A 12065-nucleotide genomic window follows, 5' to 3' on the forward strand; every position below is an offset into this window, starting at 1 on the left:
GCGCGATCGGTCGCGGGTGGCGGACTGTGCACGAGCACTGCCGTGTTCTCGAGGGCGGCGAATCCGCGCCGATCAGCGGACCGCGGACGCGAGATCCACGATCTCGATGTCCTCCTCGGCAAGGCGGTCGCGCACCCGCGCGGCCACCTCCAGCACGTTGGGCATGTCGCCGTGCAGGCACAGGGTCGGCGTCGCCACCTCGATCCGCGAGCCGTCGAGCGCCCTCGCCGTGCGTTCCTTGACGATCGCGACGGCGCGCCGGGCGACCTCGTCCGGGTCGCACGCCTTCTTGACCGGCTCCACCTGCGGGAATCCGTCGGGTTGGTAGTCGAGGTCGATGTAGCCCTCGTGCCGGACGGTGAGCCCGTAGGAGTCGGCCAGCAGTTCCGGCCAGCCCTGCCCGACGATCACGATCAAGCTCGTGTCGTAGCGTGCGACGGCATGCAGCAGCGCGCGGGCGTAGTGCTCGTGCCGTCCGCACATGGCGTAGAGTGATCCGTGTGGCTTGACGTGCCGCATCGTGCCGCCCTCTGCCCGCACGAACGCGTCCAGCGCGCCGATCTGGTAGAGCAGGTCGTCGCGCAGATCATCGGCGTCGATGTCGATCGGACGCCGTCCGAAGCCGCGCAGATCCGGCAGGGCGACGTGGGCGCCGACGTCGGCACCCGCGGCGATGGCGGCCGCCGTCACCCGGTGCATGATGCGAGGATCGCCGGCGTGGAATCCGCAGGCGATGTTCACGGTGGGCACCAGCGGAATGAGTTCTTCGTCCGAACCGAGCTGCCACCGCCCGTAACCCTCGCCCATATCCGAATTGATGTTGATCTGCCAGCTCACTTCTTCTCCAGGAAGTCGGGAAAACCGATGGATCGGGCAGCGACATGGGCTTCGAGCGCCTCGTCGGAATCGACAGCGCAGAACCGTACGGAATCGCCCGGTCGTAGCTGGGCGAGCGCCGGCAGGTCCGCGCTGATCACCGTGGCGATCTTCGCGTAGCCACCGAGGCTGGGACCGTCCACACCCATCACGATCGGCTCCAGCCCGCTGGGCACCTGGATCGACCCGACGCAGATGGCGTCGTCCACGATGTTGGACGGATCGGATCCCGCCTGGCCCACCAGGTGGTCCGGCCGTGGCAGGAAGTGCAGCGGCGGGCCGACGAACCGGCACCCCATGCGGTCCGAGATGGGCGAGAGCCGCCAGGCCGTCTGGAGGAAGGTGCGCACGCTCTCCGGCGTGAACAGGTGGTCCTGCGGCCCGAGGACCACACGGAGCACGGGACGGTACCCGGGCAGCCGGTCGCGTCGGATGCGGCGACCTGCCAGCTCCTCCACACGACGGCGGCGGGGCCGGGCGGCCAGTACATCCCGGGTTTGCAGCGCGCGCCCCGCGTGCCCGCCGATACCCGCACGCACGTTGGTCGCGCGGCTGCCCAGTACGGGCGGCACGGCGATGCCACCGGCCACTGCGAGGTAGGTCCGGGCGCCGGTCCGGGCCGCACCGAGCGCGATCTCGTCGCCGGCGCGCACCGCGATCGAGGTCCACATCGGGACGGGCTCGCCGTTGACCCGAGGCTGCATGTCGGCGCCCGTCACCGCGATCACGGTGCTGCCCAGTGCTCGCAGCGTCGGGCCGCTGAGCAGCATCTCCAGCCCGGCCGCACCCGGATCCGTCCCGACCAGGACGTAGTCGCCGACATCGTTGCCCACCACCAGGTTCGCGAGCTTCAGGGCGGGGCCGTCGAACGCGCCCGACGGAGGAATGCCGTCGGCGAGGTACCCGGGGCGCCCGAGGTCCTGGACCGTGGTCTGTAGGCCCGGTTGCAGCACCTCGAGAACGTTGAGCTCATGCATCGATCCGCTCCAGCCGTTGCACCCCGTCCTCGATCTCGTGCTCGTAGTCACCAGCCACCACGTGCGCGCGGATCTCGGCGTACTCCGCGCCGTCGATCGGCACGTATCGGTGCCGGTCGCCGACGCGGGGCAGGACCGGGCTGTCGGCGAACGCCGGAGTGCGTTGCAGCGGGTCGAACAGATCGATCGGGGTTCGCCCGAGCAACTGGTAGCCGCCCGGGCTGCGCACCGGGTAGTAGGAGGTGATGGTGCCCGCGAGGCACACGATGCCGGGATCCGTCCACTGCCTCGGGCGCTCGTACTTGGGGCCGGTCAAGCCCATCGGTCCCAGGGGCACCGCCTGGTACGTGCTCGGTTGGAAGCCGACCGCGGACACCCAGTGCCGCACGCCGGCGTGGCGGTTGATCACCTCCTCACGAGAGATCCCGTTGGTCTGCGCGAGGTAGTCGATGTTGTTGTCCACGCCGTGTGCCCGCGCGCAAGCCTGCGACCACGGGTCGTCGTACCAGACAGGGATGGTCACCAGCCGCGACGGGAACTCGGTCAGCTCGGCCAGGCCGGCAACGAGATCGGTGATCAGCCGTTCCATGTCACGCCGCCGGATCACGGCCGGGTCGTACACGACGCCCAGCGAACGGTGCGTCCGTACCGTCTCCCGCACCCCCGGCGTACCGGTGCCGGTGAGCGCGCGATCCAGCGCCAGCACCCGGAAGTTGAGTGCGAGCTCGATCCGGTCGCCGAACTCGACGGAGAGCGCCATGTCGCCCAGGGGACGAAAGACGACGTCATCGCTCACGACCGCTCCACCGGCCGCGTGTCGCGCCGCACCGCGACGATGTCGAGGTGCCGCCGGATGTCCGCATCGGACTGGCCGAAGTCGTCGGTCTTGCACCGTTCGCCACATGTGCGATGTGCTGCGCAACAGACCGAACAGAGCACATGGGAGTCGGTGACGGGGCAGGTCACCATGTCCTGGCGCATCACCTTCTCGGCGCAGTTGCCGCAGGCCAGCATGTTCTCGCCGGACTCCATCTCCTCGTCCGAGCGGGAGAAGTCGTCGACCCAGTCCGGGTCCGGCACCCGGTCCAGCCGCTCGAAGCGGCCCTTGGCCACCAGTTCGACCACGATCGGACCGCAGAACCCGATGCCGAAGGCCAGGACGTCGCCGAGGATCGGGCCCGTGGCCGCGTCGGGAATTGCCGCCATCGACAGAACGGCCCCGACCACCGCGCCCACCAGCAGGCTGCCCAGCGCGGGGACTCCCCACCTCGCCAGGTATCCGCGACGGTGCTCGATGTGGGTGGGCGGCACCCGCAGCTTCGGCTTGATCACACAGATGTCCGCGATGAGCACTCCGAGCCAGGCCAGGCAGAAGATGCCCATGAAGGACACGACCCCGATCAGGTGCTCCTCGACGTGCAGCATCGCGCCGACGAAAGCGGCCGCGCCGACGAAGACCACCCAGAAGCGGCGGCCCGGCACCCAGTGCAGGATCCGCGACGCGAAGTTCGCCAGCGCGAGTGACCCGCTGTAGAAGTTCATGTTGTTGATCCGCAGCTGCGTGGCGGTCACCCAGATCACGCCGAACAGGCCGAGAACACCGGTGATGTAGCTGCCCGGGTTGTCGCTCCCGGTGTACAGCGCGAGCACCGCGCCCGCCGGGAACGAGATCAGGTAGACCGCCGCGATCACGACGAACGGGCCGACGACCATGGCCCGCTTCACCTCGGTCTTGCGGATGAAACGGGAGAAATCGCCGGTGCCCAGGACCTGGATGACGACGTTGGGGAGCAGGGCTCCCAGCGCGCCGAAGAATCCGACCGCGGAGAAACCAGGACTGCTGAACGACGGAGACAGGCCGGAATGCTGGACGCCGGCGATGACCAGCCACGCCAGGCCCACCAGAAATATCGGCCCCAGCCAGCGCTGCACGAAGTCGTTCTGCGTGAAGCCGTACCAGCAGATCGGCACGGAGACGAAACCGGTGAGCAGAAACCACACCGGCTCCGGAAGAACCGGCCATTCCGTGTGGAGCGCGGTGCCGAGATACGCCGCCTCGATCGCCGCGTACATCATCCAGTTGACGGCATAGATCAACGACGTGATCGCCGATCCGAGGAACCCGAACCCGCTCCCGCGTGTGATCAGGTCCAGGTCCAGGCCGGTCATCGCCGTGACCCTCGCGATCACGGCCGAACCGAGCCAGCCGAGCACGGTCCCGGCCACGAATGCAGCCATGGCCGAGGGAAACCCGAAGGTCAGGGTCAGCTGGCCGCCGAGCGCCAGGAAGAACACCGACGACGTGAGGCCGCTCAACGACATCGCGAAGCTGAGCGCCGGCCGCTTCCAGTGCGCCGGAACCTTCCGCAGCGCGTAGTCCTCAGCGGCCTCGCGGCGTGCCTGCTTTCCCTTCGGTATCAGTGCCGCCTTCACGTGCCGGGGTCCGGCGCTTCCGCTGGATGTGGTGGCCATCGTCGCCCTCCGCTGCGTCAGCTGCTGGGGCCGCACCCCCAGGCGGCCTGTTCCGGCGCGCTTGGATCGAAATCCCATCACCGAGCAAGAGAGCCAACAAGGGATGCTGTCCCAGTGGACGGCGCACCAGATTGTGCAGGTGCACAGTGGCGCGGTTCACCCGTTACGCCACTGTTCCGGGACTTCGCAATGCAGGAAAAACACCACGGCCGTCACTGCATCGAGGGCTCGGCGGACGAGCGGCTGTGCGTGGCCAGTTCTCTCTCTCGCCCGCACAGCGCGCCGGAATATCGGCAGTTCAGGGATGCCGGGTGGGCACCGGCACGACGGCACTCAGCCCGACGGTCCGAAGCGCTCCACCCGGATGCGCTCCGCCGGGATCCCGGCGCCGATGATCACGTCGGTGGCCGCGTCGGCGAAGGCGGGGGAGCCGCAGACGTACACGTCCTCGTCGCCGCGCACCAGCGGTGCGATGTCGGCGACGGCGATACGTCCGGCGGTGCGACCCGCGCCCGGTGGGGCCTGCCAGGTGTAGAGCACCACGGACTCGGGGCCGGGCAGCTCGTCGGCGTAGTACAGGTCGCCGGGGGAGCGCGCCGACACCACGAGACGCAGGAGGTCGCCGCGCCCGATTGCCCGCGCCTGGCGCAGCATGGCCATCAGCGGGACCACGCCGGAACCACCGCCGACGAGAAGCGCGGGCCGTTCGCCCTCCCAGACGAAGAAGAGGCCGATCGGGCCGCGGACCTCCAGTTCGTCGCCGGGACGCACGACGTCGTGCAGGAACTCCGAGACCTCGCCGCCTTCCAGCCTCTCGACGGTGAGCTCGATCTCGCCCGTGCCGTCGGGAGCGGACGCCACCGAGTACGACCGCGAGGCGGTGTAGCCGTCGGGAGCGGTGAGTCGCACGACGTAGTGCTGGCCGGCGAGGTGCGGGCGGGGCTCGGGCAGCGCGAGCCGGAACGTGCGGGCCCGTGGCGTCTCGTCGCGCACCGACAGCACCCGGGCGGTCTGCCAGCGCAGGGTGCGACGGTGGGTGGTGCCACCAGGGGTGAGGGTCATCGGCCGGTCACCGGTCAGTCGCCCTGGTAGCGCTGCTCGAGCCAGGGGTCGCCGCGGTCGTGGTAGCCGTTGCGTTCCCAGAACCCCGGCTCGTCGTGGTCGAGCAGGCGCAGCCCGGACACCCACTTCGCGCTCTTCCAGAAGTAGAGATGCGGCACGAGGAGCCGGGCGGGGCCGCCGTGCTCCGCGGTGAGCGGGTGCCCGTCGGCGTCCCAGACGACCCAGGCCTTGCCGTCGGTGACGTCGGCCAGCGGGAGGTTGGTGGTGTAGCCGGTGTGCGAGAAGGCGACGACGTACGAGGCGCTGGGCAGCGGGCGTGCCGCGGCCAGCAGCGTGTCGACCGAGACCCCGTCGAAGGTCATGCCGAACTTGGACCATGTGGTGACGCAGTGGATGTCACCCTCGTAGCGGGCGCGAGGGAGGGCGCGGATCTCGTCCCACGTCCAGCTCACCTCCTGCTCGACCAGGCCCTCGACGGTGAACGTCCACGTCTCGGTCCTGATCCGGGGGGTGGCCTCGGCATGCAGCACGGGCCACTGGTCGCGCGCGTCGTACTGGCCTGGAGGTAGCCGTGGGTCGCGGTCGCCGCGGCGCCCCAGAAATCCTCGTGTGATGCCTGCCATACCTTGCTAAGCCTCCGGATGCCGGATTCATTCCACCTGGCGACGGGCGGAGTGCTCCTCAGGCCTTGCGAGCGCGGCGCAGCCGGTCGAGGTCGCCCTCCGCGAGCGCCGTCCAGAACCGTAGCGCGGCGTGTTCCATCTCCAGACCCAGCTCCAGTGTGATCATCCGGGGGCGGCTCGCGGGATCGTCGCCGAACCGCTCGACCATGCCTTCGTAGACGGCGATGCGCTGCTCGTGCTGCTTGATCTGCTCGGCGGCGAGATTCGGCACGTTGGCCGGGTCGCCGACCTCGTTGAAGAACAGCTTGAGCTCGGCGATGTCGCGCATCTGGAAGTGCTCGTCGGTGGGTGAGGCCAACCAGCTGCGCAGGGCCTCGCGCCCGGCGCCGGTGATGGAGTAGGTCTTGCGCCGCCGCCCGGTGTCCTCGACGGAGAGGGCGAGCAGCCCCGCGACGGTGAGGCGGTCGGGTTCGGAGTACAGCTGGGCGTGGGGGAAGTTCCAGAAGTAGCCGACCGAGTGCCCCACGGCCCGTTTGAGGTCGTACGGCGTGGACGGGCCGCGTAGCGCGATCATCCCCAGTACGACGTAGGACGTCGGGGACAGTCGGACTGCAGGCACCGTCGGATCGTACCGGACCATCCGGGTGAGACCGTCCGGTCTAGCTGGTGGCTTGTGCTCTTCCTGAGCGGCCTCGGGGCTAGCGTCGCGAACGTGAGAGCTCGTACGTGCGCGCCCTACCGGACCGACGAACTGCCTGCCGAATCATGACGATCCGGACGGCCACGGAGGAGGACTGGCCGCAGATCTGGCCGTTCCTCTCCCGGATCATCGAGGCGGGCGAGACCTACGCCTACCGCACCGACCTCACCACCGAGGAGGCTCGCGACGGCTGGCTGATGCGGCCACCGGCCCGCACCGTCGTCCTCGAAGAGGAGGGGCGGGTGCTCGGGTCGGCCACGATGGGCCCCAACCGTCCCGGCCGGGGCAGCCACGTCGGGACGGCGTCGTTCATGGTCGACGAGGCGGTGCGCGGCCGCGGTATCGGGCGCCGCCTCGGCGAGCACGTGGTGCAGTGGCACCGCGACGAGGGGTATCGCGGCATCCAGTTCAACGCCGTGGTCGAGACGAACCTCCCGGCTGTCCACCTCTGGCAGAGCCTCGGTTTCGAGATCGTCGGAACGGTGCCGGGTGCGTTCTGCTCGCGGGCACACGGGTACGTGGGTCTGCACGTGATGTACCTGGCGCTCGGCTCCTGAGCCTGGCGCGTCGCCGCGTGGGACCGTCCCGGTTGCCGGTCGAACCTCTCCTCAGTACCGTCCGAGACAGATGGTGTGACAGGGGAGGGATATGGACCTGGCGACCACTCTGGGATGGGCAGCGCGGCGCCATCCCGGGCGTCGCGCAGTCGGTGGATCCGGGCGCGCCCTCACCTATCGCCACTGGGACGCCCGCACCAACCAGCTCGCGCGGGCGCTCGCGGCCGCAGGCGTGCGCCCGGGCGACCGTGTGGCGTTCTCCCTTGCCGGTGGTGAGCCGCTGGCGAGCCTGCATCTGGGCGCGCAGAAGCTGGGCGCGATCTCCGTGCCACTCTCGACGCGGTTCGGGGCCGAGGAGCTCCGGTACTGCATCGGCGACGCAGCCGCGGTGCTGCTGGTGACCGACCCGACCACGGCGGAGCGGGCGTCGGCCGCCGCGGGCGATGTGCCCGTCCGGACCGCTGCGGAGCTCGACGCGATGGCCGCCGGCGAGCACGACGGCGCACTCCCGATCGTCCCGGCCGAGGATTCGGTGAGCGTGCTGCTCTACACGTCCGGCACCACCGGGCGGCCCAAGGGGGTGCCGCGCTCCCACCGTGCCGAGCACACGGCGGCCGTGGCACATGCCGTCCAGACACAGCAACGCCACGGTGAGGTCGTGCTCGGCGTGATGCCGATGTTCCACACCATGGGCTTGCGCACCCTGCTGACCAGCATCGTCGTGGGCGGGACCTGGGTCGCCCAGCCCGACTTCGACCCGGGCGAGTCGCTGGAGCTGATCCGCACCGAGAACGTGACCTCGCTCTACCTCGTGCCGACGATCTTCTGGTCGCTGCTGCACACGGGTCGCCTCGGCGAGGCGCGGAGCGTGGACCGGCTCGCCTACGCAGGCGCGGCGATGACCCCGACGCTCGCGGAGCAGCTCGTGTCGGCCGTGTCGCCCACCGCGTTCGTCAACCACTTCGGCAGCACCGAGATCTACACGTTCACGATCGGTCCCCACGTGGCTGCCAAGCCCGGGTCGGCCGGCCGCGCCGGGATCTTCTCCGAGGTCCGGCTGGTCGCCCCCGAGGGCGACGCCCCACCGGACGCGCTGGTGAGGCCGGGGGAGCAGGGGCAGGTCATCGTGTCGATGGCGAGCCCGGAGGCGTTCGCCGGGTACTGGCAGCGTCCGGACGCGGACGAGAAGGCGATCCGGGAGGGCTGGTACTACACCGGCGACCTGGCCACGGCCGACGACGACGGCGACCTGTGGGTGGCAGGCCGCGTCGACGACATGATCAACTCCGGTGGGGAGAACATCTACCCCGACGAGATCGAGGCGGCGCTGGTGCGCTGCCCCGCGGTCGCCGACGTGTGCGTGGTCGGTATGCCCGACGAGCGGTGGGGACAGGCGGTCACCGCGTTCGTCGTGCCGGCGCAGGCCACCGACCCTGCGGCGGCCGTGGCGGCCACCGCGGCACACGCCCGCTCGGTGCTCCCGTCGTTGAAGCGCCCCAAGCGGGTCGTCGCGGTCGGGGCCATCCCGCGCTCCGGGGTGGGAAAGACGCTGCGGCGCACGCTGGTCGCCGGCGAGTTCGAGGCGCTGGCCGATGCCTGAGGACGCCCCGCGCTGGGTGCCGTCGCGCATCGAGGACGGTCCTCTGGTCACCGGGCAGGGGCGGTTCCTCGACGACATGGACCCGCTCCCCGGCACGCTGGTGGCGGCGGTCGTACGGTCCACGCAGCCGCACGCCCGGCTGCGCTCCGTGGACCTGTCCCGGGCGAGGTCGCACCCGGGCGTCGCCGCCGTGATCGGGCCCGACGAGGTGCGCGCCGCGCTGCGCCCGTTCCCGCTGTCCACCGGCGCTGCGATGCCCTACTACCCGACCGCGGTCGACAAGGTGCGCTTCGTCGGGGAGCCGATCGCGGTCGTCGTCGCGCGGGACCGGTTCACCGCGGAGGACGCCGCCGAGCTCGTCGCGGTGGACTACGAGCCGCTCGACGTCGTGATCGGAGCGCGGGCCGCGCTCGCGCCCGGAGCGCCGCTGCTGCACGAGGAGGCCGGTTCGAACGTGGCCACCGACCGCACGTTCCGGTTCGGCGCGGTGGACGAGGCGTTCGCGAACGCCGAGCGCGACGGTGGGTACGTCGTCGAGGGCGAGTACGACTTCCCGCGCTATTCATCGGTGCCGATGGAGTGCTACAGCGTCATCGCCCAGTGGCAGCAGACCGGCAGCGGGCCCGGCGTCGAGGCGTGGGCGAACTTCCACGGCCCGTTCACGATGGTCCCGGTGATGGCGGGGGCGCTGGGCATCCCGACGTCCGCCGTGCGGCTGCACGTGCCGGCCGACATCGGCGGCAGTTTCGGAATCAAGGCGGGGATCTACCCGTACGTGGTGCTCATGGCGCTGGCGTCGAAGCACTCGGGCACACCGGTGCGCTGGACGGAGGACCGCGTCGAGCACCTGCTCGCGAGCTCGTCGGGCGCGGACCGGGTGATGCGCTTCGCGGCGGCCGTGACGGCGTCGGGCGAGGTCACGGCTCTGCGGACGGACCTGGTCGACAACGTCGGCGCCTACCTGCGGCCGCCGGAGCCCTCCACGCTCTACCGCTGCTACGGCAACATCACCGGCCCGTACCGGATCGGGGCGGTCGAGATCAGGGCCCGCGCGGTGGTCACCAACTCGATGCCCACCGGGCTCAACCGGGGCTTCGGTGGCCAGCAGCTGTACTTCGGGCTGGAGCGGCTGATGGACGCCGTAGCCGCGAGAACCGGGCTCGACGTCGTGGAGGTCCGCCGGCGCAACCTCGTCGGTTCGTTCCCGTACGAGACGCCCACCGGCGGCTGTTACGACTCCGGCGACTACGTGGCCGCCGTCGACCTCGCGGTGAAGGTCGCCGACCTGGAGGAGCTGCGCAAGCGGCAGGCCGCGGCTCGCGCCGAGGGTGTGCACTACGGCATCGGGGTCGCGCTCGTCGTCGACCCGTCCGGCACGAACATCGGCTACGTCGGGCTCGCGACGCCGTCGGAACAGCGCAAGCCGCGGCGGGACAAGTCCGGATCGACCGAACACGTGCGCATCTCCGTCGACGTGCAGGGGATCGTCACGGTGTTGCTCGGGTCGGTGCCCCAGGGGCAGGGGCACGCCACGGTGGCCCGCCAGGTGGCCGCCGAGCGGCTCGGGCTGCCCGTCGACCAGGTGCGTGTCGTCGTCGACATGGACACCGCGACCACGCCCTGGACGGTGACGTCGGGGAGCTACTCCTCGCGCTTCGCGCCGCTCGTCACCAGCGCGGTGGTGCAGGCGGCCGACCGGATCGCCGCGACGCTGCGTGCGGCGGCCTCGGTGATGCTCGGCCTGCCCGCCGACGAGCTGTGCCTCGTGGACGCCACGGTGGCGCACCCGTCCGGGGCGAGCGTGCAGTTCCGGCACGCCGCGGGGGTGGTGCACTGGGATCCGGCGTCGCTGCCGCCCGGCACGTCGGCCCGGCTCTACGAGGAGGCGGCCTTCACCCCGCGCGAGACCAGCGCCGCCACGCGCGACGACCGCATCAACTCGTCGCTCTGCTACGGGTTCGTCGCGGAGCTCGTCGCCCTGCGGATCGATCCGGGCACCCTCGAGATCACGATCGACCGCGTCTGCTCGGTCCACGACGCCGGCACGGTGCTCAACCAGCAGCTCCTCGACGGCCAGGTGCACGGCGCGCTGGTGCACGCGCTCGGGGGCGCGCAGTACGAGGAGTTCACCTACGCCCCGTCCGGGCAGCCGACGTCGGCGACCTTCCTCGACTACCTGTGTCCGACGAGCGCGGAGACAGGGTTCGACCTGCGTACCGATCACATCGCGACCCCGTCCCCGCTCACCCCCCTCGGCGCGAAGGGCTGCGGGGAGGGCTCGTCGATGAGCTTCCCGGTCGCGTTCGCGAACGCCGTGGCCGACGCGCTCGCGCCCTCCGGCGTCGAGATCACCCGGCTGCCGCTGCACGGAGAGGTGCTGCACCAGCTCATCGAGAAGAACGAGAAGGAGACCCCACCATGGCGTTGACCGGCGGCGAGGTGCTGCTCGAGCGCGGGCACGAGGGGCGGGTCGCGTACCTGACCCTGTCCAACGGCCCCTACACCGTGATCACCTGGGAGATGCGCCAGGCGGTGGCGGAGCGGTTCGCCGTGATCGACGCCGATCCGGACGTGCGCGTCGTCGTGGTCCGCTCGGACGGTGAGCACTTCACCTCGGGCGGCGACATCGCGGGCTTCATGGAGGTCGACCCCATCGACTTCACCGACCTCGGCCACAACGTCACCGCCGCCGCGCGCAGCCCGAAGCCGGTGATCGCCGCGGTCGACGGGTACTGCTTCGGAGTGGGCCTGGAGATCGCCCTGTCCTGCGACATCCGCCTCGCCACCGCGCGCAGCCAGTTCGCGCTGCCGGAGATGAACCTCGGCATGATCCCGGGTTCGGGCGGCACACAACGACTCGCCCGGCTGATCGGGCTCTCCCGCGCGAAGTTCCACATCATGACGGCCACCCGCATCCAGGCCGCGCAGGCGCTGGACTGGGGGATCGTCGCCGGCCTGCACGACGATCGCGACGCGCTCCACTCCGCCGTCGACGAGCTGGCCGGGCGGATGGCGGCCTTCTCGCCCGCCGCCCAGCGCACGGCGAAGGAGGTGCTGGACAAGGGCGCCGACGGCCCTCTCTACACGGGCATCGAACTGGAACGGAAGGCCTACGCGATGCTGCGCTCCACCCACGACTTCGCCGAGGGGGTCGCCGCGTTCACAGAGAAGCGGAAGCCGGACTTCACCGGACGGTGA

General features: G+C 70.7%; 11 protein-coding genes. 4 read left to right on the forward strand and 7 right to left on the reverse strand.

Annotated features, from left to right (window positions below):
* Window positions 1–72: 72 nt before the first annotated feature.
* The 7 genes from pxpA to MMF94_RS07760 all read right to left on the reverse strand — a co-directional run bounded on the left by pxpA (window position 73) and on the right by MMF94_RS07760 (window position 6629).
* Window positions 73–837 (reverse strand): 5-oxoprolinase subunit PxpA, encoded by a 765-nt coding sequence (gene pxpA / locus MMF94_RS07730; protein WP_241035602.1) that lies wholly within the window; start codon window positions 835–837, stop codon window positions 73–75.
* The gene (locus tag MMF94_RS07735; protein ID WP_241035603.1) at window positions 834–1853 is read right to left on the reverse strand and encodes a 5-oxoprolinase subunit C family protein; all 1020 of its coding nucleotides are present in this window, start codon (window positions 1851–1853) and stop codon (window positions 834–836) included. Before MMF94_RS07735 ends, pxpA begins: the two co-directional genes overlap by 4 nt.
* Window positions 1846–2649 carry a 5-oxoprolinase subunit B family protein gene (locus MMF94_RS07740; RefSeq protein WP_241035604.1) on the reverse strand — a complete coding sequence of 268 codons (804 nt, stop codon included), beginning with the start codon at window positions 2647–2649 and terminating at the stop codon, window positions 1846–1848. Before MMF94_RS07740 ends, MMF94_RS07735 begins: the two co-directional genes overlap by 8 nt.
* On the reverse strand, window positions 2646–4325 hold the full coding sequence (locus tag MMF94_RS07745; RefSeq protein ID WP_241035605.1) for a purine-cytosine permease family protein: 1680 nt from the start codon (window positions 4323–4325) through the stop codon (window positions 2646–2648). The genes MMF94_RS07740 and MMF94_RS07745 overlap by 4 nt, the downstream gene beginning before the upstream one ends.
* 333 nt (window positions 4326–4658) lie before the next feature.
* A complete protein-coding gene (locus tag MMF94_RS07750) occupies window positions 4659–5387 on the reverse strand; it encodes a ferredoxin reductase (protein ID WP_241035606.1) in 729 nt (242 codons plus the stop codon).
* A gap of 14 nt (window positions 5388–5401) precedes the next feature.
* Window positions 5402–6010 (reverse strand): sulfite oxidase-like oxidoreductase, encoded by a 609-nt coding sequence (locus MMF94_RS07755; RefSeq protein WP_241035607.1) that lies wholly within the window; start codon window positions 6008–6010, stop codon window positions 5402–5404.
* Window positions 6011–6068: 58 nt separating this feature from the next.
* The gene (locus MMF94_RS07760; protein ID WP_338104173.1) at window positions 6069–6629 is read right to left on the reverse strand and encodes a PadR family transcriptional regulator; all 561 of its coding nucleotides are present in this window, start codon (window positions 6627–6629) and stop codon (window positions 6069–6071) included.
* Window positions 6630–6775: 146 nt separating this feature from the next.
* Between MMF94_RS07760 and MMF94_RS07765 the strand changes: the two genes are divergently transcribed.
* The 4 genes from MMF94_RS07765 (at window position 6776) to MMF94_RS07780 (ending at window position 12065) form a co-directional block, all read left to right on the forward strand.
* A complete protein-coding gene (locus MMF94_RS07765; RefSeq protein ID WP_241035609.1) occupies window positions 6776–7267 on the forward strand; it encodes a GNAT family N-acetyltransferase in 492 nt (163 codons plus the stop codon).
* Between the two features lie 91 nt (window positions 7268–7358).
* Window positions 7359–8867 (forward strand): class I adenylate-forming enzyme family protein, encoded by a 1509-nt coding sequence (locus tag MMF94_RS07770; RefSeq protein ID WP_241035610.1) that lies wholly within the window; start codon window positions 7359–7361, stop codon window positions 8865–8867.
* Entirely contained in the window at window positions 8860–11295 is a 2436-nt protein-coding gene (locus MMF94_RS07775; protein WP_241035611.1) for a xanthine dehydrogenase family protein molybdopterin-binding subunit, read from the forward strand. Before MMF94_RS07770 ends, MMF94_RS07775 begins: the two co-directional genes overlap by 8 nt.
* Window positions 11286–12065, forward strand: a complete 780-nt coding sequence (locus MMF94_RS07780) for an enoyl-CoA hydratase/isomerase family protein (protein ID WP_241035612.1) — start codon at window positions 11286–11288, stop codon at window positions 12063–12065. Before MMF94_RS07775 ends, MMF94_RS07780 begins: the two co-directional genes overlap by 10 nt.

It is taken from the genome of Pseudonocardia alaniniphila (genome assembly GCF_022524485.1).
Lineage (GTDB): Bacteria > Actinomycetota > Actinomycetes > Mycobacteriales > Pseudonocardiaceae > Pseudonocardia > Pseudonocardia alaniniphila.